The sequence below is a fragment of the Thiomonas sp. OC7 genome, assembly GCF_900634595.1.
Taxonomy (GTDB): Bacteria; Pseudomonadota; Gammaproteobacteria; order Burkholderiales; family Burkholderiaceae_C; genus Thiomonas; species Thiomonas arsenitoxydans.
Map to the genome: position 1 here is coordinate 1,157,845 of NZ_LR131953.1, position 21,639 is coordinate 1,179,483.

A 21,639-nucleotide genomic window follows, 5' to 3' on the forward strand; every position below is an offset into this window, starting at 1 on the left:
CCACGCCAACAGGAGAAACACAATGAAAGTTCGCGCCCAGATCGGCATGGTGCTCAACCTCGACAAATGCATCGGCTGCCACACCTGCTCCGTGACCTGCAAACAGGTCTGGACCACACGACCCGGGATGGAATATGCCTGGTTCAACAACGTCGAAACGAAACCCGGCATCGGCTACCCCAAGGAATGGGAAAACCAGAACAAATGGAAGGGCGGCTGGACTCGCACGGCAGGCGGCAAGCTGCAGCCCCGGCAGGGCTCGCGTCTGTCCATCCTGATGAAGATTTTCGCCAACCCCAACTTGCCGGAAATCGACGCCTATTACGAGCCCTTCACCTTCGACTACGAGCACCTGCACAAGGCGCCCGAACTCAAGGCCGCGCCTACCGCACGTCCGCGCAGTCTGATCAGCGGGCAGCGAATGGAAAAGATCGAGTGGGGCCCGAACTGGGAGGAGATTCTCGGCGGCGAGTTCGCCAAACGCAGCCGCGACGCCAACTTCGAGGCGATGCAGAAGGACATCTACGGCGAGTTTGAAAAAACCTTCATGATGTATCTGCCGCGGCTGTGCGAGCACTGCCTGAACCCGGCCTGCGTCGCCTCGTGCCCATCCGGGGCGATCTACAAGCGCGAGGAAGACGGCATCGTGTTGATCGATCAGGACAAGTGCCGCGGCTGGCGCATGTGCATCTCGGCCTGCCCGTACAAAAAGATTTACTACAACTGGGAAAGCGGCAAGTCCGAGAAGTGCATCTTCTGCTACCCGCGCATCGAAGCCGGGCAACCCACGGTGTGTTCGGAAACCTGCGTGGGCCGCATCCGCTATCTGGGCGTGCTGCTGTATGACGCCGACCGCATCGAAGAAGCTGCCAGCGTGGCCAACGAGAAGGATCTCTACGAAGCGCAGCTCGGCATCTTCCTCGATCCGCATGACCCGCAAGTCATCGATCAGGCCCGGCGCGACGGCGTGCCCGATGCCTGGCTTGAGGCCGCCAAGCGTTCGCCGGTTTACAAGATGGCGATGGAGTGGAAGATCGCCCTGCCGCTACACCCGGAATACCGCACCCTGCCGATGGTCTGGTATGTGCCGCCGCTCTCGCCCATCCAGACCGCGGTGCAAAGCGGCATGGTGAGCGACAACGGCGCGCTGCCCGATGTGTCGCAACTGCGCATTCCGCTGCAATACCTCGCCAACCTGCTGACCGCGGGCGACATCGCCCCAGTCAAGCGGGCGCTCGAACGCATGCTGGCCATGCGCGCCTATATGCGGGGCAAGCATGTCGATGGCGCGGCCGATGTGGCGGCCATCGAGCAGGTGGGCATGCCTGCAGCCATGGTGGAAGACATGTACCGCATCCTGGCGATTGCCAATTACGAAGACCGCTTCGTCATTCCGACTGCCCACCGCGAATATGCCGAAAACGCCTTCGACCTGAAGGGATCCTGCGGCTTCACCTTCGGCAACGGCTGCTCGGACGGAGAGTCCGCGCCCTCGCTGTTCAGCGGTAAGAAGCGCCGCACCTTTGCCATCAAAGCGGAGATGTAATCATGCACGATCTATCCCGACAATTACGCGCTCTGGCGCTGCTGCTCGACTACCCGAGCGAGGCGATGCAGACGCATCTCGCCGATCTCGCCTCGGTGCTGGGCGCACTTGAGCCCGACCAGCCTGCCCCGCGTGAATCGCTGCGTGGCCTGATCGACCATATGACCGCCGCCGATCTGATGGACTTGCAAGCCGAGTTCGTTGACACCTTCGACCGCGGTCGCAGCACCTCGCTCAATCTGTTCGAGCAGGTGCATGGCGACTCGCGTGATCGCGGCCAGGCCATGGTCGACCTGCTGGCGCAATACCAGGAAGTCGGCCTCGACCTGCAGGCCAAAGAGCTGCCGGATTACCTGCCGGTCTATCTCGAATATTGCTCGGTTCTCGACCCGAGCGCGGCGCGGGAAGCGCTGGAAGAGGTCGCGCTCCTGGTGGCGCATCTCACCGTCGCGCTCGACCGTCGGGAATCCCCCTGGGTGGCCGTTACGGCCGCTGTTTGCCGCCTCTGCGGTGTGAACGACTGGCGCGCCTTGGTGGAACAGCAGATGGGACAAGAGACACGGCCGCCTACCCCCGGCCCGCGCGACATCCAGAAAGAAGGGCTGCCCGCCGACTGGACTCCCGCCGGACTCGATGCGGTGTGGGCCGAGGAGCCGGTGGACTTTCTCGGCGCCTGTAACCCGCAGCAGGCAAAGCCTTCCGTGCAGACCGTGCAGTTCATGCCACGCGCTGCGCAACCTCACTCTGCAGGAGTTTGACATCATGAACTGGAACGACTTTTTCTTCGGCGTCTACCCCTACATCGCCGGCACCATCTTTCTGGGCGTCAGCCTGGTGCGTTTCGACCGCGAGCAGTATCTGTGGCGCAGCGAATCGAGCCAGATGCTGCGCACCGGCACGCTGCGCTGGGGCTCCAATCTGTTTCACGTCGGCATCATCGGCCTGTTCTTCGGCCATCTTTTCGGCCTGCTCACACCGCTCGCCTTTTTTGAGGCGCTCGGGCTGGAGCCGCATACCAAGCAGATCATCGCCATGGTCACCGGCGGCGCACTGGGCGTGCTGATTTTCATCGGTCTGGTGCTGCTCATCTGGCGCCGCATCAGCGATCCGCGCATCGCCGCCAACACCAAACCGATGGACTGGGTGACGCTGCTGTGGCTGCTGGCGACCTTGCTGCTGGGTCTGTCCACCATCATCGAGTCGGCGCAGCACACCGACGGCGTGGAAATGCTCGCGCTCATGTCCTGGGCCAAGCACATCGTCACCTTCCAGGGCATTGCCGCAGCCGCCTACATGGAACATGCATCCTTGATTTTCAAGGTGCACATTTTCTTCGGCCTGACCCTGTTTCTGATCTTCCCCTTCACCCGCCTGGTACATATCTGGAGCGGCTTCGCTTCCGTGGGCTATCTGCTGCGCCCCTGGCAACTGGTTCGCAGCAAGCGCTAAGACCTGAGGAGACTCGAATGGACACCCCAATTTCCGCACCCGACATGCAAACCGAAGTCGTGCTGGATCGCCTGCGCCAGCGCGCCGCCGAACTCGGCATCCAGGCCGATGACGATGAAACCTTGCTTGAAGCGGTGCTGCAGCATGATGTGCAAACGCCGGAGCCAGGCGTGGCTGAATGCGAACGCTATTACGTGCAGCACGCTGACGCCCTGCGCCAGGGCGATATGGTTGAGGCCGACCACATTCTGTTTGCCGTCACACCGTCCACCCCCATCGACGCCCTGCGCCACAAGGCCGAAGATACCCTCTACGCCCTGATGGCCGACAGCAGCGGCTTTGCCGAGATGGCGCGCGGCTTGTCCAACTGTCCGTCGGCCCAGATCGGCGGCAACCTGGGCCAACTCACCGCCGACCAATGCGTGCCCGAGTTCTGGCAAGCCTTGATGGAACATGCTGAGCCGGGCCTGCTGCCGCGACTGGTGCGCACCCGTTTTGGCCTGCATATCGTGCGTATTGCCCGTATCGCCCGGGGGCAGTTGCCTCCGTTCGAGGCGGTGCAGGCGCAGGTCGCACAGACCCTCAGACAGCAATCACTGGTGAGGGCGCTGCAACTCTATGCTGAAGACTTGGAGCAGCATGCCATGCCGTCAGAGGGCTCTACGCCGCCCGTTGCCTGCCCCAGCCCGCAAAACTGAAGGCCGCCAAACCGGCCGGAGTCACACCATGTCTGCCGTCTCGATACTCGACACGCCCGCACCGGGCGCCGTGGCGCGCACCGCCTATGCCGACCTCACGGCAACGCTGATTCAAACCCGGCAGCAGCTCGCCCCCAAGCGCCTGTTCGCGCCAGGGCCGGATGCGCGGCAGATTCACGCCTATTTTCAAGCCGCAGCGGCGGCGCCGGATCATGGGCAGATTCTTCCCTGGCGCTTCGTTGTGGTGCCCGCAGCAAGCCGTGCTGCACTTGGCGAGGTTTTCGCTCAGGCCCTGCGGGAGCGCGACGCCAGCGCCAGTGACAAGGAACTGGCAGAGGCTCGCGACAAGGCGCACCGCGGGCCATTCGTCGCGCTGGCCATCGTGCGTGACGCTACAGACGATCACCCCGAGATTCCATTGCAGGAACGGTTGATCTCTCTGGGCTGTGCGATTCAAAACCTGCTGCTCAGCGCCCATGCCGATGGATTTGGCTCTGGCCTGGTCAGCGGTCAGGCCATGCAGACCGCCCGCTTGCGCCGTTTGTTTGCCTTGGCGCACAACGAGCAGGCCGTGTGCTTCGTCGCCATCGGTACTGCAGACCGGCGCAAGCCCATCCGCCCACGGCCTGACCCGGTCCTGTTCGTATCCGAATTGAACTGCGCGAACGGCCATGCCTGATGACCTGCTCGCGCGTCGTGCCACATCTGCTCATGGGCACGAGGCCGGAGGCGCGCTGTATGGAGAAGCCCCGACCGAAGCCCGCAATCTAAATCCTGGCTGGCGTTGGGGAAAGAGACCATCCTGCCCGCCGCCGACCCTGGGCCCGAAGTACCGCGCCGCACAGAGCAGAGAGCGGTCGTTTTGCTACTCGAACGCTTGATGGACTACCCCATGGTGCGTCGGCGCGTCGAGCAACACAACCTCAGTCTGCCCAGTCTGCACGGTTGGCACTATGTGATCGAAGAGGGTCAGGTGCATGTGTTCGATGTGCGCGGAGGTCGCTTCATTCCGTCCTCCGAATCGGCCCATAGCGGCACGGGCCCCTATGCCGACGCTCCCGCCGATGACGGCCAGCCGACAGCTCTGCCCCACGCCCTATGAATATCGCAGATCTAGGCGACGCGGTGCGCCAGTCCATTTCGGCGCAGCTCGACATCCTGCCCCCAATTGCAGAGGTCAGTTCGCTGCTGTTCAACTTCGAATCGGACTACGCAAAGACCTTGTGCTGCATGCCCATGCTCGTGCGCTACAGACTTGATGAGTGCCGGATCAAACTCTCGCTGCAAGACTGGCAAACCCTCGATCTGGCAACGCGCAAAAGACTCATCACCGAGGACCTCGATCCACTTGGAGGGAAGAGACGCTATCGGCACCTGCTCGTGCAGGCCATCGTCCATCAGGCCAAGACCCGGGTGGTCAGAATGCCTGCAAGCCAGGAGGAATTGGAATGGAACTGCTTGTATCTGCCGGATCGCGTGCGGCAAGCCGCTGTGGATAAGGCCCTGCGACTTGATGGCCCGCGTGCCTGGTCAGAACTCAACGCCCTGCAACGCTTCACCCTGTTCAAACTGACCCGGCCGGGTCACAGGAATCGCAACTTCACTCTTGCCCTGCGGGAGTTCGGCTTGTGCTCTCAGTCTGCGCCCAAAGAGAGGGGCTGCTCGACCACGGCCGATGCGCTGTTGGCACCGATACCTGAACTCCCATGCAACAAGCCAACCCGAACCTGATTGCAACAGTGTGGCAGATTTGATGCCTGACGGGTCGCCTTGGTTGGCCCCGATCGCGTGATTCGCCCATGCCAGTGGCGTCACGCCACCGATACGTTGCCACCGAGTCGATACCCCATCGCCCTGTACCCACGCTGGCGCTTGTCCCACATCCGCAGCAGCGCCGGGTGACCGGTGTCCACAAAGTCGATGATCCGCACGTCAGTCTTGCTGGCGTGCTCGCGGTGCAGGCGCCCGGCATACTGCTGCAGCGTCCCCTTCCAAGACACCGGCATCGCAAGGACCAGGGTGTCGAGCGGCGGGTGATCGAATCCCTCGCCCACCAGCTTTCCGGTGGACAGGAGGACGCGCGGCGCATCGGGCGCAAGTGTATCCAGATCAGCCACCAGCGCCGCTCGCTGCTTCCTGGACTGTTGATTTCCATCCAGAACTGACCCAGTAACCCCCAGGATTTCCATCTCAATCTGACCCACGTACTAACCCTAACCTGCTGCTTTGTTAAGCAGCAGGAGACCAGGAGTGATAGACGTGGCAACACTGAGTGTTATCAGACGCTGGGCCCTGCGCGAGCAGATGTCCATCCGCGAGATCTCCCGCCGCACCGGCCTTTCTCGCAACACCATCCGCAAGTACCTGCGTGCAGATTTCAGTGATCGTGGACGCCTGTTTCAGTCTGATCGTGGACGGCGTTTCAGCGTGATCGTGGACGCGCCGGGGTGCGCGCAAGCGATGGGTTTCAATGTATCTCAATCGTCCACGATCCGTCTGAAACGGTTGTCGCGAAGCGGTCGGTGAGGGGCTGCTGCGCAGCCTTATCCACGGCGGCGGACGGCGCTTGCGACGGACCGGCCGCCGCGGTGGATAAGGCGTGTTCGGCGCGGCGATGGCGGCGGTTCTGGGGGATCATTGGTCTTTGTCCTTCTCGCGCAGCGAGGGGCCTTTGAGCTCGATCTTGTGGCTGCTGTGCACGATGCGGTCGAGGATGGCGTCGGCCAGGGTGGGGTCGTCGAGGTAGGCATGCCACGCCTTGACCGGAAGCTGGCTGGTGATCAGCGTAGAGCGGCTGCCCACGCGGTCGTCGAGCAGTTCGAGCAGATCGTTGCGCTCGGCAGCGCCCATGGGCGCGATGGCGAAGTCGTCAATGAGCAGCAAATCCAGCTTGGCCAGTTGCGTCATGCGCCGCGCATAGCTGCCGTCGCCGTGGGCGACCTGCAGTTCGCCGAACAGGCGCGCCGAGCGCGTGTAGAGCACCGAGAAACCTGAACGCGCGGCCTGATGCGCCAGGGCGCAACCCAGCCAAGTCTTGCCGCACCCAGTGGCGCCGGTGATGAGCACGTTGTGCGCCTGGCGCAGCCAGTCGCCGCCGGCCAGGTTGGCGACAAGGTGACGGTCGAGGCCGCGGCTGGCGCGCCAGTTGATGTCCTCCACGCAGGCCGCGGAGACTTTGAGCCGGGCGGCCTTGAGCAGGCGCTGCAGGCGGCGGTCGTCCCGCCAGGCGATCTCGCTTTGCACGAGCAGCGTGAGCCGCTCATCGAAGCCCAGGGCGGCGGCTGTCGAGCGGCTGGCCTGCTCCGTCAGGGCGTGGACCATGCCGTCCAGGCGCAGCGCGCGCAGTTGGTTGAGGGTGTGTTCATTGAGCATCGTGCTTCTCCTTCAGTGGTAGTAATCGGCGCCGCGCACGTTCTCGTGCTCGGGCAAGGCGGTGGACGCCGTCGTGGGGGGATAGGCGTGCTGGCGATCGAGCCCGCTCTTGAGAATCGAGGCCACGCTGCGGTAAGTGGGCGAGCGGATCGCCAGCGCCCTGGCGCAGGCGGCTTCCAGGCGCGCCGGGGTGTACTCGCGCGCCAGGCGCTTGAGGCCCAGGCAGGCGCGGTAGCCCTGCTCGGGATGTGGTCGGTTCTCCAGTTGCCAGGCCACCACGCCGGCGGTGGCCCCGCCGATGCGCTGGCCCCACGCGATGAGCTTGGCCGGGGTCCACTCCAGGTGCGCGCGGTGCGAGGCCGGCATGTGCTCGGGCGTGGTGGAGTGCTGACCCCGCCGGGCGTTCAGGGCATGGCAGGCCACGCGCTGGTTGGCGTGGAAGATCTCCAGTAACCCGGCGCCCGCGCGCATCTCCACCGTGGCGCCCACCAGGCGGTGCGGGACACTGTAGTAATGGCCTTCGAACTCGACGTGGTAGTCGACGTTGACCTTGGCTTGCTTCCAACGCCCGACCGCATAGCGCGTGGGCGGCAGGGGCGAGAGTGCCGGGGCGTCGAGCAACAGGAAGGCGTCGCGGCGGCAGCCAGGCAGCTTCTGGAACGGGCGCAGGTTCAGATCGGCCATGAGCGCAGCGATCGCCGCGTTGAGCTCGACCAGGCTGAAGAAGCGGCGGTTGCGCAGCCGCGCCAGAATCCACCTCTCGACCAGGAGCACCGCGCCCTCGACCTTGGGTTTGTCTCTCGGGTGCGCCGGGCGTGCGGCCAGCAGCGCACAGCCGTCATGGCGGGCGAACTCCTCGTACGTGCGGTTGGGCAGCGGGTCGTAGGTGTCGGGATGTTTGATCAGCGCGCGCGCCTGGTCGGGCACGATCAGCCGCGGCACGCCGCCGAAGAACTCCAGCGCCTGCACTTGCGCGCCGATCCAGTCGGCGGTGGTCTGGCGCGGCGTGGCGCAGGCGTAGGTGTAGCTCGACGCCCCCAGCGTGGCCACGAAGATCTGCGCGGCGCTGATCTCGCCGGTGGTCGGGTCGGTGATCGGCACGGTCTGCCCGGCGTAGTCGACGAACAGCTTCTCGCCCGCCTCATGCACCTGGCGCATGGAGCGCTTGAGGCGCTGCGCCCACGCGCGGTACTTGATGCAAAAACTCGTGTACTTGTAGGCCTGCGCGTTACCGCGGGCGTACTCCTCCCACAGCAGCATCAGGGTCACGCCGGGGCGTTTGAGCTCCTGGTGAATGACCGCGAAATCGGGGGCGAGCTGATCGCTGGCGCGCGGCACCGGCGGGCGGTACAGCCGCCCCTGCAACTCGACGTCGGTCAGCGTCTGGGCCACCGCCCAGTCCACCCCGGCCGCCCGGGCCAGCGACACGTACTTGCCCACCGCGCTCTTGGACAGCTTGAGCGCGCGGGCCACTTCGCTATAGGTCAACCCAACCTGCAGGTGCAGGCGTAATGCTTCTCGGATCTGGCGCATCGTGATTCTGGTTGTGGGCATCGGCTTCGATCAAAAAATCGACCAGCCTAGACCCGCTCAGGGGATCACTTGCGCGCCTCCCGGCGTCCACGTTCACGCTGAAACAGCGTCCACGTTCAGCCTGAAACGCCGTCCACGATCACGCTGAAATCCCGTCCACGATCAGCCTGAAATCCCGTCCACGATGGGCTGAAATACGCANCGGCACGGGCCCCTATGCCGACGCTCCCGCCGATGACGGCCAGCCGACAGCTCTGCCCCACGCCCTATGAATATCGCAGATCTAGGCGACGCGGTGCGCCAGTCCATTTCGGCGCAGCTCGACATCCTGCCCCCAATTGCAGAGGTCAGTTCGCTGCTGTTCAACTTCGAATCGGACTACGCAAAGACCTTGTGCTGCATGCCCATGCTCGTGCGCTACAGACTTGATGAGTGCCGGATCAAACTCTCGCTGCAAGACTGGCAAACCCTCGATCTGGCAACGCGCAAAAGACTCATCACCGAGGACCTCGATCCACTTGGAGGGAAGAGACGCTATCGGCACCTGCTCGTGCAGGCCATCGTCCATCAGGCCAAGACCCGGGTGGTCAGAATGCCTGCAAGCCAGGAGGAATTGGAATGGAACTGCTTGTATCTGCCGGATCGCGTGCGGCAAGCCGCTGTGGATAAGGCCCTGCGACTTGATGGCCCGCGTGCCTGGTCAGAACTCAACGCCCTGCAACGCTTCACCCTGTTCAAACTGACCCGGCCGGGTCACAGGAATCGCAACTTCACTCTTGCCCTGCGGGAGTTCGGCTTGTGCTCTCAGTCTGCGCCCAAAGAGAGGGGCTGCTCGACCACGGCCGATGCGCTGTTGGCACCGATACCTGAACTCCCATGCAACAAGCCAACCCGAACCTGATTGCAACAGTGTGGCAGATTTGATGCCTGACGGGTCGCCTTGGTTGGCCCCGATCGCGTGATTCGCCCATGCCAGTGGCGTCACGCCACCGATACGTTGCCACCGAGTCGATACCCCATCGCCCTGTACCCACGCTGGCGCTTGTCCCACATCCGCAGCAGCGCCGGGTGACCGGTGTCCACAAAGTCGATGATCCGCACGTCAGTCTTGCTGGCGTGCTCGCGGTGCAGGCGCCCGGCATACTGCTGCAGCGTCCCCTTCCAAGACACCGGCATCGCAAGGACCAGGGTGTCGAGCGGCGGGTGATCGAATCCCTCGCCCACCAGCTTTCCGGTGGACAGGAGGACGCGCGGCGCATCGGGCGCAAGTGTATCCAGATCAGCCACCAGCGCCGCTCGCTGCTTCCTGGACTGTTGATTTCCATCCAGAACTGACCCAGTAACCCCCAGGATTTCCATCTAAATCTGACCCACGTACTAACCCTAACCTGCTGCTTTGTTAAGCAGCAGGAGACCAGGAGTGATAGACGTGGCAACACTGAGTGTTATCAGACGCTGGGCCCTGCGCGAGCAGATGTCCATCCGCGAGATCTCCCGCCGCACCGGTCTTTCTCGCAACACCATCCGCAAGTACCTGCGCGCAGGCGAGTCCGAACCGCACTACGCCAAGCGGGTCAGCCCCAGCAAGCTCGATCCTTTCGCTGGCAAACTCGCTGGCTGGCTCAAGGCCGAGGCTGGCCGATCACGCAAGCAGCGGCGCACCGTCAAGCAGATGCACGCGGATCTACAGACCCTGGGCTACCCGGGCTCCTACAACCGCGTCGCGGCCTTCGTCCGGCTTTGGCACGAGGAGCGCCTGGTGGCCCAGCAGACTACGGGCCGTGGCACCTTCGTGCCCCTGACCTTCGGCCCAGGTGAGGCCTTTCAGTTTGACTGGAGTGAGGACTGGGCGGTTATTGCCGGAGTGCGCACCAAGCTGCAGGTGGCGCACTTCAAGCTCAGCCACAGCCGGGCGTTCTACCTGCGCGCCTATCTGCTGCAGACCCACGAGATGCTGTTTGACGCGCACAACCACGCCTTTGCGGTGTTCGGTGGCGTGCCGCGCCGGGGTATCTATGACAACATGCGCACCGCTGTGGATCGGGTTCGCAGGGGTAAGGAACGGGATGTCAACGCACGCTTTGCGGCCATGGCCAGCCACTTCTTGTTCGAGGCCGAGTTCTGCAACCCCGCCTCCGGCTGGGAGAAGGGCCAGGTGGAGAAGAATGTGCGTGATGCGCGCCACCGGCTGTGGCAAGTCGTGCCGGCCTTCCCGGCCCTCGACGAGCTCAACGTCTGGCTGGAACAACGCTGCCAGGCGCTATGGCGCGAGATTGCGCATGGCAAGCTGCCGGGTACCGTAGCTCACGTCTGGGCCCAGGAGCGGGCCGCCTTGATGCCGGTGCCACGGCCCTTCGATGGCTTTGTGGAACACACCAAGCGGGTCTCGCCCACCTGCCTGATCCACTTCGAGCGCAACCGCTACAGCGTGCCAGCGCCGTATGCCAATCGGCCTGTGAGCCTGCGGGTCTACGCGGATCGCCTGGTTGTCGCGGCCGAGGGCCAGATCGTCTGTGAGCATCAGCGCCTGATCGAGCGCAACCACCATGGCGCTGGCCAGACCGTCTACGACTGGCGCCACTACCTGGCGGTGCTGCAGCGCAAGCCCGGGGCCCTGCGCAACGGTGCTCCGTTCCTGGAGCTGCCTGGAGCCTTCAAGCGACTGCAGGCTGCACTCGTGAAACAGCCGGGTGGAGATAGGGAGATGGTGGAGGTTATGGCGCTGGTGCTGCACCACGACGAGCAGGCTGTGCTGGCGGCGGTGGAACTGGCCTTGGAGGCCGGAGCCGCCAGCAAGACCCACATCCTGAATGTCTTGCACCGCTTGCTCGATGGCAAGCCGGCCCCGGCGCCTGTCACCTCTCCCCAGGCACTCAAGCTGTCTGTGGAACCCCAGGCCAACGTGCTTCGCTATGACCAACTGAGGGAGGTCCGCTATGCGTCATGACCCTGCCATCGCTTCCATCGTGATCATGCTGCGCGAGCTCAAGATGCACGGCATGGCCCAGGCGGTCACTGAACTGGCCGAGCAAGGTGCTCCCGCTTTCGAGGCAGCCCAGCCGATCCTGTCGCAGTTACTCAAAGCGGAGACCGCCGAGCGAGAAGTGCGCTCGGTGGCCTACCAGTTGAAGGGGGCAAGATTCCCGGCGTATCGGGACCTGGCAGGCTTTGACTTCTCGCACAGCGAAGTGAACGAAGCCCTGGTGCGCCAGTTGCATCGGTGCGCGTTCCTGGAGGATGCCAACAACGTGGTCCTCGTGGGCGGGCCCGGCACTGGCAAGACCCACATTGCCACAGCCCTCGGTGTGCAGGCCATTGAGCACCATCACCGCAGGGTTCGGTTCTTGTCCACGGTGGAGCTGGTCAATGCATTGGAGCAGGAGAAGGCCAACGGCAAGTCCGGACAGTTGGCCCACCGGCTGGCCTATGCCGATCTGGTGATTCTCGATGAGCTGGGTTACCTGCCGTTCAGCGCTTCAGGCGGTGCCTTGCTGTTTCACCTGCTGTCCAAGCTGTACGAGCGCACCAGTGTCGTGATCACCACCAACCTGAGCTTCAGCGAATGGGCCGGCGTGTTCGGGGATGCCAAAATGACCACGGCACTGCTAGACCGGCTAACGCATCACTGCCATATTCTGGAAACCGGTAACGACAGCTTCCGGTTCAAAAACAGCTCTGCACAGCAACCCCCACAGACGACCAAGAAGGAGAAGATACCCAAGAACTTATCCACAACGTGAGCTTCAAGTTCACAAACAAGGGTGGGTCAGATCGAGATGAAAATAGTGGGTCAGGTTTGCATGGAAATCAACAAACCGGGATGGCTCGGGCTCCTGTTCGGCAACTACTGGCTGTGGCAGCGCCCGCCATTCGATCTCATGAGATTCGAGCAGTGAGATCAGGCGGGCGTTTTCGACTTGGAGGGCTTTCAGCTCCAAGGCCAGATCGACCTCCGAGCCGTTCATCCGGCGCGAACCGCAGTGAAAGCCGAGTCGTCGCCCAGATGAATGAAGATACGCCCCTGCGCCTGATCGCCTGTCACCTCCAGCCAGCCGCGCCCGCTCATCGGGTCGTTCTCGTCGAACCCTGACCAGGAGAATTCGACACGCGCCACGCCGCCAACCCCGCCGACACGAGCATCGATGTCGCCCTGCACCAAGCCGAATTGGAACGCGCCCGTCAAATCGTCACGGAGCTTGATATGCGCCGGAACTTCGCTATCAAAGTAGTCAGCGTCCCAGACTTCCATGCCGGTAATGCGCCAGGCGCCCAGCACAGCCTTCTCGGATTTGTTCATTCGTCCCCCTCCAATCCGGCCTCCGACCAGATGTGATCAAAGTCATCACCCACGCCCCAGCCGACGTCCTGGCCGAGTTGGCGCACTCGGTCGAGCCGGGCGAGGAATGCTTTCTGCTGCGCCTTGGGCAAGGCCAGCACGTATTTGAGCGCCTGCTCGAACATCCGCACCAGCGCGTCATAAAAGCCATCGTCGTCCATGCCGCATCCGGCCAGAAAATCGAACACTTCCTCGCAGTAAAACACCGTGAGTTCGGCCAAGCCCTCGGGCTGACCAACCGCTTTTTTGTAATCGCTGATGGCCTTTTTGGCCTTGGCTACAGAGATCGGGTTGCGAAAGTGCTGCGGGTGCCAGGCCAAAGCGGCTAGTCAAGTCAGGCCGCCCAACTTCACCCATGTAGTACAGACGAAAGTCGATATACGCCAAGCTCTCGCGTTGGGCTTGGCTCAAACTTTCGACACGCTGAGAGTGCATGGTCAGAGACTCCTGATCCATGCATCACGACCGAAAGACCGCGAGATTTGGATTCACCACTCATCATGGCACCTTGCATGTCATCATTTTGATTACATGACGCGCCATCACTTGTATCTGAGAAAAGAGGGTTAGGTGCCGCTGTTCGCCCAGTCGCAGGCTCCTAGGTGCGTGGGCAGGCCAGCGAAGAAGCCAAGCTCGGCATTTGCTGCACGCTGGATCAAGGCTTGACGGAGTTCAAGCGCAGCATCAGCGTCATCGGATGCTGCGGCGACTCCTGGAAGCCGTAGTGCTCGTAGAACTGCTTGGCGCGGTCGTGCAGGGCGTGGACGAGCAGCGCCCGCACGCCAGCGTTCTGCGAAACGCTCACCGCGCGACCGACTGCGTCCTGCAGCAAAGAGGCTCCGAGCTTGACGCCCTGCGCTCGATGGTCAACGGCCAGTCGGGCCAGAACCATCACTGGAACAGGATCGGGCATGTTGCGTCGCACACTGCTGGTTGCCGCCTGATGTGAAACCGCACCTGCGGCCATCGCGTAGTAGCCGAAGACTCGCGTTTCCTGGTCCGTGACCACGAAGGTGCGGCTGGCGCCGCTCAATTGGTTGGTTAGTGCCCGGCGCTTGAGCCATTCATCGAGACTGGCTTCACCGCAAGCGAAATCGTCCAGGATGTGGATGGCGACGAGCGGATTCGGTGCGCTTAAGTGCAAGCTCATGCCGTATCGGTGCTCCAGGGCGCCTTGACGGACATGAGACGTTCAAGCCCGGGGTTGGGGCCGATAGGTGCGTCGAGCATCGCGGTGAACTGCTTGAACTTGTCAGTGTCCAGGCTGAAAAAGACCTGATCGAGCACCACTGACTGGGCGCGGTCGCAGGCTGCTTCAAGCATGAAGTCTGATCGGTTCTTTCCGAGCAGGCTGGCGGCGTGATCGATCAGGTCGCGCTGCTCAGGCAGGGCCCGCAAATTGATGGCGGCGTCACGCATTGGTTTTCTCCTATTCGTGCATACACAAAAGATATACAGATTGTGACGCAGCGTGTAGCCGTTGTCAATACGCTGGCCCGCCCATCAAGCGCCACACGAAAGCCACACGAAAGTTCGACACTATGCTGACCCGTTCGACCCGGCATGGACCGAATACTTCCAGCTTCGAGGCGACCACCCGGTGCTGCGCGTTGCGCCGCCAAGCATCCTCAAGCATGGGTCACACCAGGACACGGAGACGTTATTGCGACGCTCCCGTTTATTGCCTGACTGCTGTCCTTAGCCGCGCCTGCGTCGATCCTTGCTGCCATTGCGCGACAACCAGAAAACTAAGCCCGTCAATGCGCCTACACCGATCACGGCGACGGCGCACATCACATAAATCCCTGTGACTATTGACATGGAAGTTCCAAGCTCAAATTTAACCTGAAGGTTGTCGTTCTAGGCGACGACGCAGAATGCCTGGCCCGTCGGTCAACTTGCTCCGCAGGCGATGAACTCATGATAGAAGTTGCCGAGCGCATCAAAGGCGCTCATGGAAGGGTCGGTGACGACTTTCTGCACGCTCGCCTGGAGGATGCTGGCAAACCCTTTGAGGGGCGTCATCCTGAGTTCGGGGTGAACCCGGTTCAGTGCGGACGATTTTTCGATGAAGACAAACTGGTCGAGCAGCGTGCCGACTTTTTGCTGCGGCCCAAATCCCTTCTGGATCATGTATTCGTTGGCAGCCCGGTAAATTTTCTCGTCGTCTGAGTCGCACGGCATGGTTTCGCTGCCGTCGGTCAGCCGCTTTGAGACTTTCAACCGACGCGGTCTTTGCGCAGAAACTGCGTGATGCCGTAGATCGCGCCGCCAGCCAGGCCCAGTTTCAGGAGGCGCCCGAGCAGCAAGCGCGAAAGACGCCTGCGCAGCAGCATCGAGACGACGGAGCCCATGATGGAGCCGACGTAGGGGTGGCTGCGGGTAAAGCGAAAAAGACCCAGCACCGAACTGGCCGGGTTGAGCGCACCGAGCACCGAGCCGGAGAGAGCGGCCTTGATCAACCGAGCCGGCTGCGCCCGCTCGCGAAACTGTTCCGCCGCCTGCACGAACTCGACGCGCTCGACGGCGATGCGCGCCACCAAAAGCTGCTTGCGTACCGAGGTCGGCAACTGCTTGGTGAAGTCGGCTGAAGGCTGAGTCATGGCCATGGTGCGACAGCGCAGGAAGCGTAGGTCAGGCTCGGGAGCGCCACACTGCGGCGTCTTTGGCCAGTTCGGCGCGGGTAGCAGCAAAGGGCACAGGGGCATGCCGGATGGCGGCGCGGATGCGGTAGACACCATACGCGGCCACGGCGATGTAAAGCAGGCAGAGCAAAGCCAGCACCAGCCAATGGCTGCGATCCCAGAACAGAATGACGAGCAGCGCGGTGAGGCTGCCAACGGCGAGCAGGCCGAATAGCATGGCCACCGCGCCGAGCACGATCAGCGTCACCAGGCGCTGGCGCTCTTCGGCCAGCTCGATGCTGGCGAGCTCGATGCGGCTTTGCAATAGCGCAGCCGCGCTGCTGAGCAAACGCTGACCGGCCGCGCCCAGGCCTTCGGACTGTCCGGGTTGCGCGTCTTTGGCCATGAGCTGACGAAATCAGCGGCTGCGGTTGATCAGCAGGCCCACGGCCAGGCCCAGGGCTGCGGCCATGCCGATGGCCTTCCAGGGGTGGTCGTGCACATAGTCGTCGGTGGCCTGAGCCGCGGCCTTGCTGCGCTCGACCACGGCGTCCTGCAGGTCTTGCGCTTTCTCGGCGGCTTGGCGCAGCAGTTTCATGCCGCGGCGCTGCAGTTCAGCGGCTTGCTCGCCACTGCTGGCTGCAGCCTGTTTGAGCAGATCTTCTGCGTGGTCGATCACTAGCGCGACATCGGATTTGATCTCTTGGACTGACTTGGTCATGGTGGACTCCTGAATGGAAAAAACGTGAAACGCTGCGAAACATGTTAGCCCGCAATGCAGCGCCGCAGTTGACGCGCTGCAAACACATCGCTCAAGGGCGCAAGGCGGCGATCAGGCGCTGGGGCTGCAAAAATAAGTCGAGGGCAGCGTGAATGCCGGGAGCGACGAGTTGCGCAGCCGCCAGCGTGAGCGCATGAGTGCATTCCGGCCCGAGGACGGCGATGCCCAGGGTGGCGGCTCGCAGCATGTCCACATCGTTGCGTCCGTTGCCCAGGGCGGCCACGCCGCCGCCTTCGGCCAGCAGGGTGCGCACGCGAGCGGTTTTGTCAGCGCCGGTGAGCACGACGGCGTGACGTACCGGCAGGCCCGCAAGCGTCCGCGCGACCGTGCCGTAGGTGTCTCCGGTCAGCACCTCGATCTCCAGGATCTGGCTCAGCGCGCTCAGGCGCTCGGCCACACCGTCGATCAGCGCGCCGTTGCAGGCGAGGGTGCCGTTGAAGTCGATCAGCAGGTGGCGCAGAGCCAGCCTGTCGGCGCCGGGAATGGCAACGGCCAGCCCGGGCAAAGCAGCGTGGGCACGCGTCATGACGACTCCCGGATACGCTGCACCAGCGCGGTGGTCGAACGTCCCTCGACAAAGGGAATGGCCACCGAGCGGCCGCCCCAGGTCTGCACCAGCGCGGTCTCGGCCAGCGTGGCCATGTCGTAATCGCCCCCTTTGACATACACATCAGGGCGCACGCGCTCGATCAGACTCAAGGGCATGCGCTCTTCGAACAGCGTGACGAGGCTGACGCTTTCCAGCGCGGCGAGCACGGCGGCGCGGTCGTCCTGCGCGTTGAGCGGGCGCTCCGGCCCTTTGCCCAGCAGGCGCACCGAAGCGTCGGAGTTCAGCCCCAGCACCAGGCTGCCCCCCAGTGCGCGGGCGGCAGCCAGATACACCACATGACCCCGGTGCAGGATGTCGAACACGCCATTGGTGAACACCAGCGGCCGCGGCAAGGCGGCCAGCCGCGCTTCAAGGTGCTCTGAAGCCACGATTTTTTCAAGAAAATGCATGGGCCAAAGCTTAGCGGCTGTGGGTGACGCTAGATTCTGCAGGCGCGTTCACTTTTGTTCACGCCTGCGCCAAACGGAAGTCGATATGATTTTGATCAATCTATTTCCATCCATTCATCGATTGACCTGCATGTCGGGCGCTTCGAGAAAGTGAGTCTGTTGCCGTGACCTCCGCATTGTTCGGCCGACTGCGCCTGTTTTGGCGGAACATCGATCCGATGGTGCCCATGACGCTGGTCGGCGCTGCGGTGGGTTTCATCGCTGCAATCGCGGTTGAGGGATTCCGCCAGGCCATGTACGCGGTCATGCGCCTTTACACCGAACAAGAACATCTCGTGGCCGCCGCCGCGGGGCTGCCGCTCTGGGCACGGGTGGTCATCCCCACAGTAGGCGCCACGCTAGGAGGCTTGATCATGTGGGCCGGGCACCGCTGGATCAAGCGTCCGCGCGGGCCGGAATACATGGAGGCGGTGCTGGTGGGCGATGGTCGGTTGCCTCTGGGCCCCAACCTCACGCGCACGCTGTCGTCTCTGGTCGGGGTGAGCAGCGGCATCACCATCGGCCGCGAGGGCACCATGATCCAGTTCGCGGCGCTGGTGTCGTCTTTGTTGGGCCGCATCGGCAAGACGGATGCGGCGCATCGTCGGCTGATCGTGGCGTGTGGGGCGGCCGCTGGTTTCGCCGGGGCGTATCACGCGCCGATTGCGGGCACGCTGTTCGTTGCCGAAATCATTCTGGGCGGTCTGGCGCTGCGTGAAATCGCGGCCGTGCTGGTCGCCGCGGTGATGGGCGAACTCACCACGCAAGCGCTGTTCGCCACCGGGCCGCTATACCTGTCTCACGCCATCCCGGTGGTGGGGTTTTCTGACCTGGTCGATGCCGTGTTCATCGGCGTGATCGCCGGGCTGCTCGGGCCCGCCTTCCTCTGGCTGCTCGACACGGCACGCAAGCGCTATCAGCCGCTGATCAATTTTTTGCCGCTGCGCATGGGGCTGATGGGCCTGCTCATCGGCCTGCTGTCGATGATCCGCCCGGAGGTCTGGGGCAATGGCTACAGCGTGGTGCAATCCATGTTGGTCGATCACTGGGCGCTGTCCACCCTCGTGCTGGTGTTCGTGCTGCGCATCATTGCGGTGACAGCAGCGAGCGCGGCGGGCATTCCGGGCGGCGTGCTCACGCCCACGCTGATGCTCGGCGGCGCCATCGGCCTGATGGTGCAGCACACCCTGCTGCTGGGTGACGCCACGCACGCGCAGGCCTTGTGGGTGCTGGTGGGCATGGGCAGTCTGCTGGCGGCCACCACCCATGCGCCGGCGATGTCGGCCATCATGGTGTTCGAGATCACGCGCAATTACAACGTGGTGCTGGCCGCCATGCCGGCCTGCGTGGTGGCCTCGGTGATCGGTAGCCTGCTGCGCGAGCGCTCGGTGTATGCCGAAGCCCTGGGACTGAAGGAGGGCGCCAGCGGCCGTACCTCGCTGTTCGACGCCATCACCGGGCGCCAGCACGCCGTCTCCAATGCGTCGGTTGGCGACAGCGAAGCGCCGCCGCCGCTCAATCCGCGCAACGTCGATCAGTCGCGCGATTAGGGTTTGGATCAGAAACCGCTCACGCGATGCCGTTCGCGCCAGTCGTGAACGCTATGCGCCAAGTCCGTTAAAGCCGCGGTCACCCGCACGCCCTCGGGCAGACGTTTGCGTAGCGCCGGATTGGAGCCGCCCGCCCACAGCTCGACGGCACGCGGCAGACGGTCACGCAGTTCGGCCAGGGCGTCGAACACCTGCGCGGCCTGCAGCAGAGACGAGAAACTCAGCACCAGCACATCGGCCGCGTGCGCCTGAGCGGCCATGAGCATATTGCCCAGCGGCAGTTGCGCGCCGAGCTGAACGCAGCGGCAACCCTCCAGCGCCAGCATGGCTTCGGCCATGAGCAGGCCCAGCACATGCGGCTCCTGCGGCACGGTGGTCATCAACACTTTGGGACGCGACTGCGCCGCTTCGCCCAGCGGAATGGCGTCGATGGCGGTGCGCAGCACGCGCTGTATGACCTCGGAATACAGGTGCTCTTCAAACACCTCCAGTTCGCCGCGCATCCACGCCTGCCCCACGCCGTAATTGAGCGGAGCGACCACTTCAGTGACAAAGCGGCTGATGCCCATGCGCATCGCGTCTTGCAGCAGTGCGCGCCGCAACAGTTCGGCATCGTGCCGTTTAAGCAGCGCGAGGTAGGCGTGCACTTCGGCGCTTTGCGTCGGCATTTGCTCGCTTCCCGACGCAGCGGCGGCATCGGGCGAAGTCTCGACCGAGCTGCGGCCGCGCGCCAAGGCATCGAGCTCGTCGATCGGCAGTGCCACAACCTGCGCGGGACGGTGCCCGCCGTCGAGCAAACGCTTGATGACCCGCAGGCGCTCGACCTGATCGAGCGGATAGAGCCGGTCGCCCGACGCATCTCGGTGGGGCTGAGGAAAACCGTAGCGCCGCTCCCAGACCCGCAGCGTGTCCTTGCCGATGCCGGTGTCGCGCTCGACGGCGGCAATGCTGAGTTGCAAGGCGGTATTCACGGTGCGGTCGTTCATCGGAAAGATCGTCGTCTTGGACAAAGCATTTCGGTTTGCATTTCTTTGCTTGTCCAGCAGTAGGTAAAGAAGTTGGATCCAAGGTTGAATCCATTAGCGCTTTCTCAGCGTAACAGTATGGTAAGCCGTCTGACCCCAGACTGATAACCCTACTTATGTCTAGGACAAATTTGAAAATACTTGGTACTGAAGTTGAACTCAAGCATCATTGTCCTAGACAAACACCCACCCGTCTACAGGAGTTGTCCATGCACCGCACCACGCTTAACCCGATCTCTCGCTTCGCAGCAGCCGCGCTGCTCGCGCTTGGCGCCCAGCTGTTCAGCCCGTCCGCTTCCGCAGCTCAGTCGGCGCCCGCAGCGTCGGCCACCTGCCCTGCCCTGCTCAACCAGACTTTCCCCCGCCTGCAGGACGACAAGCCCGAGAGCCTTTGCCAATACGCGGGCAAAGTCATCCTCGTGGTCAACACGGCCAGCTATTGCGGCTTCACCCCGCAATACAAGGGGCTGGAGGCGCTGTACCGCGAGTACGGCAAGCAGGGCCTGGTGGTGCTGGGCTTTCCGTCCAACGACTTCCATCAAGAGATGGACAACAACGCCAAGATCGCCACGTTCTGCAAGGACACCTACAACGTGCAGTTCCCGATGTTCGCGCCCTCGCACGTCACCGAGCCCAAGCCGAACGCGCTGTACGAGCAACTCATTCTGGCCACTGGCGATCAGCCCAAGTGGAACTTCTACAAGTACCTGATCGGCCGCGACGGCAAGGTCGTGGGCGTCTATCCCAGCCTGGTCTCGCCAGACAACAAAGACTTTGTTGCCAAGATCAAGACTCTGCTCGCGCAGAAACCCTGAGTCATTTCTCCTCCCCCGCCACCGCCACAGAAAGGCCCGCCATGAACGCCCCGGAAAAACTGTTTGCCCAGGCTGCCGCAGCCACCCTGCCCGATGTGCAGGCCACGCCTGACCGCCGCAACATCGCCATTCAGCAAGTGGGTGTGCGCGGTGTGCGCTATCCCGTGCAGATTCGTTCTGTGCAGGGGGTGCAGCCCAGCGTGGGCACCTTTGAGATGACGGTGGCGCTACCGCCCGAAGTGAAGGGCACACATATGTCGCGCTTCATCGAAATGCTCGAAGCGCACCGCGAGCCGCTCGATGCACAGCAACTTGGCGTGCTGCTGCAGCACATGCTGATTCGCCTGCAGGCCAGCGAAGGCGCCATCACCGCGCAGTTCACCTACTTTGCCCGCAAGACCGCGCCGGTGTCGGGCGTGGAGAGCCTGATGGATTACGAAGTCACCCTGCACGCGGCGCAAAAAGCGGGCGCGCTGACGCTCACGCAGAAGGTGCAGGTGCCGGTCACCAGCCTGTGCCCGTGCTCCAAGGAAATCTCCAATTACGGCGCGCACAACCAGCGCTCACACGTCACCATCGGCGCCACGCTGCGCGGCGATCTGGGGCTGAACGAGCAGATTCGCATCGCCGAGACGGCGGCCTCGTGCGAACTCTGGGGCCTGCTCAAGCGGCCCGACGAAAAGTACGTCACCGAGCGCGCCTACGACCATCCCAAATTCGTCGAAGACCTGGTGCGCGATGTCGCCGTGGCGCTGGAGCGCGATGAGCGCGTGGCCGCCTACACCGTGGAATCGGAGAATTTTGAATCCATCCACAACCATTCGGCGTATGCCTTGGTAGAAGGCCGCAAAACCTAACGCGGCCAGGGAGCC

At 63.2% G+C, this 21,639-nt stretch carries 28 protein-coding genes and 2 pseudogenes; 14 read left to right on the forward strand and 16 right to left on the reverse strand.

From position 1 onward, the window contains the following. Positions 1-22: 22 nt before the first annotated feature. The 7 genes and pseudogenes from narH (at position 23) to BIO17B3_RS05560 (ending at position 5,424) form a co-directional block, all read left to right on the forward strand. Positions 23-1,546: a nitrate reductase subunit beta gene (narH, locus tag BIO17B3_RS05530; RefSeq protein ID WP_013106762.1), complete on the forward strand. Its 1,524-nt coding sequence runs from the start codon at positions 23-25 to the stop codon at positions 1,544-1,546. Positions 1,547-1,548: 2 nt separating this feature from the next. Next, positions 1,549-2,304 (forward strand): nitrate reductase molybdenum cofactor assembly chaperone, encoded by a 756-nt coding sequence (gene narJ, locus BIO17B3_RS05535; protein ID WP_156053346.1) that lies wholly within the window; start codon positions 1,549-1,551, stop codon positions 2,302-2,304. Between the two features lie 4 nt (positions 2,305-2,308). Continuing rightward, entirely contained in the window at positions 2,309-2,995 is a 687-nt protein-coding gene (gene narI / locus BIO17B3_RS05540) for a respiratory nitrate reductase subunit gamma (protein WP_156053347.1), read from the forward strand. A 17-nt stretch (positions 2,996-3,012) separates the two neighbouring features. Continuing rightward, positions 3,013-3,693 (forward strand): peptidylprolyl isomerase, encoded by a 681-nt coding sequence (locus BIO17B3_RS05545; protein WP_156053348.1) that lies wholly within the window; start codon positions 3,013-3,015, stop codon positions 3,691-3,693. A gap of 28 nt (positions 3,694-3,721) precedes the next feature. Further along, positions 3,722-4,372, forward strand: a complete 651-nt coding sequence (locus BIO17B3_RS05550; protein ID WP_156053349.1) for a nitroreductase family protein — start codon at positions 3,722-3,724, stop codon at positions 4,370-4,372. Between the two features lie 7 nt (positions 4,373-4,379). Further along, positions 4,380-4,795, forward strand: a pseudogene (locus BIO17B3_RS05555) (carbonic anhydrase); the annotation flags it as partial. Continuing rightward, positions 4,792-5,424 carry a nitrate reductase associated protein gene (locus BIO17B3_RS05560; protein ID WP_156053351.1) on the forward strand — a complete coding sequence of 211 codons (633 nt, stop codon included), beginning with the start codon at positions 4,792-4,794 and terminating at the stop codon, positions 5,422-5,424. The pseudogene BIO17B3_RS05555 and the gene BIO17B3_RS05560, both read left to right, overlap by 4 nt. 80 nt (positions 5,425-5,504) lie before the next feature. Here the strand turns inward: BIO17B3_RS05560 and BIO17B3_RS19195 are convergent, their stop codons facing one another. Then, positions 5,505-5,882, reverse strand: a complete 378-nt coding sequence (locus BIO17B3_RS19195; protein ID WP_370512634.1) for a hypothetical protein — start codon at positions 5,880-5,882, stop codon at positions 5,505-5,507. A gap of 61 nt (positions 5,883-5,943) precedes the next feature. Here BIO17B3_RS19195 and BIO17B3_RS19200 point away from each other — a divergent pair. Continuing rightward, a pseudogene (locus BIO17B3_RS19200) lies at positions 5,944-6,066 on the forward strand (helix-turn-helix domain-containing protein); the annotation flags it as partial. A 261-nt stretch (positions 6,067-6,327) separates the two neighbouring features. Here the strand turns inward: BIO17B3_RS19200 and istB (BIO17B3_RS05575) are convergent. Then, positions 6,328-7,065, reverse strand: a complete 738-nt coding sequence (istB, locus tag BIO17B3_RS05575) for an IS21-like element helper ATPase IstB (RefSeq protein ID WP_156053352.1) — start codon at positions 7,063-7,065, stop codon at positions 6,328-6,330. A 12-nt stretch (positions 7,066-7,077) separates the two neighbouring features. Further along, positions 7,078-8,619: an IS21 family transposase gene (gene istA, locus BIO17B3_RS05580; RefSeq protein ID WP_156053353.1), complete on the reverse strand. Its 1,542-nt coding sequence runs from the start codon at positions 8,617-8,619 to the stop codon at positions 7,078-7,080. A 247-nt stretch (positions 8,620-8,866) separates the two neighbouring features. On the opposite strand from istA (BIO17B3_RS05580), the gene BIO17B3_RS05585 reads away from it, so the two are divergent. Continuing rightward, complete coding sequence (locus BIO17B3_RS05585) at positions 8,867-9,499, forward strand: nitrate reductase associated protein (protein WP_156053351.1); 633 nt, start codon at positions 8,867-8,869, stop codon at positions 9,497-9,499. An 80-nt stretch (positions 9,500-9,579) separates the two neighbouring features. Here BIO17B3_RS05585 and BIO17B3_RS19205 read toward each other — a convergent pair whose 3' ends face one another. Further along, positions 9,580-9,885: a hypothetical protein gene (locus BIO17B3_RS19205; protein WP_370512635.1), complete on the reverse strand. Its 306-nt coding sequence runs from the start codon at positions 9,883-9,885 to the stop codon at positions 9,580-9,582. A 133-nt stretch (positions 9,886-10,018) separates the two neighbouring features. Between BIO17B3_RS19205 and istA (BIO17B3_RS05595) the strand changes: the two genes are divergently transcribed. Continuing rightward, entirely contained in the window at positions 10,019-11,545 is a 1,527-nt protein-coding gene (istA, locus tag BIO17B3_RS05595; protein WP_156053024.1) for an IS21-like element ISThsp10 family transposase, read from the forward strand. Continuing rightward, complete coding sequence (gene istB / locus BIO17B3_RS05600; protein WP_013104582.1) at positions 11,535-12,338, forward strand: IS21-like element ISThsp10 family helper ATPase IstB; 804 nt, start codon at positions 11,535-11,537, stop codon at positions 12,336-12,338. Before istA (BIO17B3_RS05595) ends, istB (BIO17B3_RS05600) begins: the two co-directional genes overlap by 11 nt. A 9-nt stretch (positions 12,339-12,347) precedes the next feature. Here the strand turns inward: istB (BIO17B3_RS05600) and BIO17B3_RS05605 are convergent, their stop codons facing one another. The 11 genes from BIO17B3_RS05605 to rfaE2 form a co-directional block, all read right to left on the reverse strand. Beyond that, positions 12,348-12,563, reverse strand: coding sequence for a hypothetical protein (locus tag BIO17B3_RS05605; RefSeq protein WP_156053354.1), 216 nt, complete (start codon positions 12,561-12,563; stop codon positions 12,348-12,350). Continuing rightward, positions 12,560-12,895: a hypothetical protein gene (locus BIO17B3_RS05610; RefSeq protein WP_156053355.1), complete on the reverse strand. Its 336-nt coding sequence runs from the start codon at positions 12,893-12,895 to the stop codon at positions 12,560-12,562. The genes BIO17B3_RS05605 and BIO17B3_RS05610 overlap by 4 nt, the downstream gene beginning before the upstream one ends. Beyond that, positions 12,892-13,254 carry a hypothetical protein gene (locus tag BIO17B3_RS05615; RefSeq protein WP_156053356.1) on the reverse strand — a complete coding sequence of 121 codons (363 nt, stop codon included), beginning with the start codon at positions 13,252-13,254 and terminating at the stop codon, positions 12,892-12,894. Before BIO17B3_RS05615 ends, BIO17B3_RS05610 begins: the two co-directional genes overlap by 4 nt. Before the next feature lie 335 nt (positions 13,255-13,589). After that, complete coding sequence (locus BIO17B3_RS05620; RefSeq protein WP_156053357.1) at positions 13,590-14,084, reverse strand: GNAT family N-acetyltransferase; 495 nt, start codon at positions 14,082-14,084, stop codon at positions 13,590-13,592. Further along, a complete protein-coding gene (locus BIO17B3_RS05625; protein ID WP_156053358.1) occupies positions 14,081-14,353 on the reverse strand; it encodes a DUF1778 domain-containing protein in 273 nt (90 codons plus the stop codon). Before BIO17B3_RS05625 ends, BIO17B3_RS05620 begins: the two co-directional genes overlap by 4 nt. 474 nt (positions 14,354-14,827) lie before the next feature. Beyond that, the gene (locus BIO17B3_RS05630; protein ID WP_156053359.1) at positions 14,828-15,157 is read right to left on the reverse strand and encodes a hypothetical protein; all 330 of its coding nucleotides are present in this window, start codon (positions 15,155-15,157) and stop codon (positions 14,828-14,830) included. Then, positions 15,154-15,537 (reverse strand): hypothetical protein, encoded by a 384-nt coding sequence (locus BIO17B3_RS05635; RefSeq protein ID WP_232054193.1) that lies wholly within the window; start codon positions 15,535-15,537, stop codon positions 15,154-15,156. The genes BIO17B3_RS05630 and BIO17B3_RS05635 overlap by 4 nt, the downstream gene beginning before the upstream one ends. A 31-nt stretch (positions 15,538-15,568) precedes the next feature. Further along, positions 15,569-15,964, reverse strand: a complete 396-nt coding sequence (locus BIO17B3_RS05640) for a phage holin family protein (protein ID WP_156053361.1) — start codon at positions 15,962-15,964, stop codon at positions 15,569-15,571. Between the two features lie 12 nt (positions 15,965-15,976). Further along, the gene (locus BIO17B3_RS05645; protein WP_013106777.1) at positions 15,977-16,279 is read right to left on the reverse strand and encodes a YqjD family protein; all 303 of its coding nucleotides are present in this window, start codon (positions 16,277-16,279) and stop codon (positions 15,977-15,979) included. A 91-nt stretch (positions 16,280-16,370) separates the two neighbouring features. Then, positions 16,371-16,865, reverse strand: coding sequence for an HAD family hydrolase (locus tag BIO17B3_RS05650; protein WP_156053362.1), 495 nt, complete (start codon positions 16,863-16,865; stop codon positions 16,371-16,373). Next, positions 16,862-17,338, reverse strand: a complete 477-nt coding sequence (gene rfaE2, locus BIO17B3_RS05655) for a D-glycero-beta-D-manno-heptose 1-phosphate adenylyltransferase (RefSeq protein WP_156053363.1) — start codon at positions 17,336-17,338, stop codon at positions 16,862-16,864. Before rfaE2 ends, BIO17B3_RS05650 begins: the two co-directional genes overlap by 4 nt. A 164-nt stretch (positions 17,339-17,502) precedes the next feature. Here rfaE2 and BIO17B3_RS05660 point away from each other — a divergent pair, with 164 nt between their 5' ends. Then, on the forward strand, positions 17,503-18,927 hold the full coding sequence (locus BIO17B3_RS05660) for a chloride channel protein (protein ID WP_156053364.1): 1,425 nt from the start codon (positions 17,503-17,505) through the stop codon (positions 18,925-18,927). Positions 18,928-18,935: 8 nt separating this feature from the next. Here the strand turns inward: BIO17B3_RS05660 and BIO17B3_RS05665 are convergent, their stop codons facing one another. After that, positions 18,936-19,913, reverse strand: a complete 978-nt coding sequence (locus BIO17B3_RS05665) for a MerR family transcriptional regulator (protein WP_156053365.1) — start codon at positions 19,911-19,913, stop codon at positions 18,936-18,938. Positions 19,914-20,161: 248 nt separating this feature from the next. Between BIO17B3_RS05665 and BIO17B3_RS05670 the strand changes: the two genes are divergently transcribed. Together BIO17B3_RS05670 and folE2 are read left to right on the forward strand one after the other, a co-directional pair. Then, positions 20,162-20,767, forward strand: a complete 606-nt coding sequence (locus tag BIO17B3_RS05670) for a glutathione peroxidase (protein WP_156053366.1) — start codon at positions 20,162-20,164, stop codon at positions 20,765-20,767. Between the two features lie 41 nt (positions 20,768-20,808). Further along, positions 20,809-21,624, forward strand: coding sequence for a GTP cyclohydrolase FolE2 (gene folE2 / locus BIO17B3_RS05675; RefSeq protein ID WP_156053367.1), 816 nt, complete (start codon positions 20,809-20,811; stop codon positions 21,622-21,624). Positions 21,625-21,639 lie beyond the last annotated feature (15 nt).

Bases quoted from the DNA above. Each gene is read 5' to 3' on its own strand.
- BIO17B3_RS19195 (WP_370512634.1), bottom strand. From the start codon at position 5,882: ATGGAAATCCTGGGGGTTACTGGGTCAGTTCTGGATGGAAATCAACAG.
- narJ (WP_156053346.1), top strand. From the start codon at position 1,549: ATGCACGATCTATCCCGACAATTACGCGCTCTGGCGCTGCTGCTCGAC.
- BIO17B3_RS05625 (WP_156053358.1), bottom strand. From the start codon at position 14,353: ATGCGTGACGCCGCCATCAATTTGCGGGCCCTGCCTGAGCAGCGCGAC.
- istB (WP_013104582.1), top strand. From the start codon at position 11,535: ATGCGTCATGACCCTGCCATCGCTTCCATCGTGATCATGCTGCGCGAG.
- BIO17B3_RS05545 (WP_156053348.1), top strand. From the start codon at position 3,013: ATGGACACCCCAATTTCCGCACCCGACATGCAAACCGAAGTCGTGCTG.
- BIO17B3_RS05650 (WP_156053362.1), bottom strand. From the start codon at position 16,865: ATGACGCGTGCCCACGCTGCTTTGCCCGGGCTGGCCGTTGCCATTCCC.
- BIO17B3_RS05635 (WP_232054193.1), bottom strand. From the start codon at position 15,537: ATGACTCAGCCTTCAGCCGACTTCACCAAGCAGTTGCCGACCTCGGTA.
- BIO17B3_RS05610 (WP_156053355.1), bottom strand. From the start codon at position 12,895: ATGAACAAATCCGAGAAGGCTGTGCTGGGCGCCTGGCGCATTACCGGC.
- BIO17B3_RS05550 (WP_156053349.1), top strand. From the start codon at position 3,722: ATGTCTGCCGTCTCGATACTCGACACGCCCGCACCGGGCGCCGTGGCG.
- BIO17B3_RS05670 (WP_156053366.1), top strand. From the start codon at position 20,162: ATGCACCGCACCACGCTTAACCCGATCTCTCGCTTCGCAGCAGCCGCG.
- narI (WP_156053347.1), top strand. From the start codon at position 2,309: ATGAACTGGAACGACTTTTTCTTCGGCGTCTACCCCTACATCGCCGGC.
- BIO17B3_RS05665 (WP_156053365.1), bottom strand. From the start codon at position 19,913: ATGAACGACCGCACCGTGAATACCGCCTTGCAACTCAGCATTGCCGCC.
- BIO17B3_RS05620 (WP_156053357.1), bottom strand. From the start codon at position 14,084: ATGAGCTTGCACTTAAGCGCACCGAATCCGCTCGTCGCCATCCACATC.
- BIO17B3_RS05605 (WP_156053354.1), bottom strand. From the start codon at position 12,563: ATGAACGGCTCGGAGGTCGATCTGGCCTTGGAGCTGAAAGCCCTCCAA.
- istA (WP_156053353.1), bottom strand. From the start codon at position 8,619: ATGCCCACAACCAGAATCACGATGCGCCAGATCCGAGAAGCATTACGC.
- istB (WP_156053352.1), bottom strand. From the start codon at position 7,065: ATGCTCAATGAACACACCCTCAACCAACTGCGCGCGCTGCGCCTGGAC.
- BIO17B3_RS05585 (WP_156053351.1), top strand. From the start codon at position 8,867: ATGAATATCGCAGATCTAGGCGACGCGGTGCGCCAGTCCATTTCGGCG.
- narH (WP_013106762.1), top strand. From the start codon at position 23: ATGAAAGTTCGCGCCCAGATCGGCATGGTGCTCAACCTCGACAAATGC.
- BIO17B3_RS05560 (WP_156053351.1), top strand. From the start codon at position 4,792: ATGAATATCGCAGATCTAGGCGACGCGGTGCGCCAGTCCATTTCGGCG.
- folE2 (WP_156053367.1), top strand. From the start codon at position 20,809: ATGAACGCCCCGGAAAAACTGTTTGCCCAGGCTGCCGCAGCCACCCTG.
- rfaE2 (WP_156053363.1), bottom strand. From the start codon at position 17,338: ATGCATTTTCTTGAAAAAATCGTGGCTTCAGAGCACCTTGAAGCGCGG.
- BIO17B3_RS05640 (WP_156053361.1), bottom strand. From the start codon at position 15,964: ATGGCCAAAGACGCGCAACCCGGACAGTCCGAAGGCCTGGGCGCGGCC.
- BIO17B3_RS05645 (WP_013106777.1), bottom strand. From the start codon at position 16,279: ATGACCAAGTCAGTCCAAGAGATCAAATCCGATGTCGCGCTAGTGATC.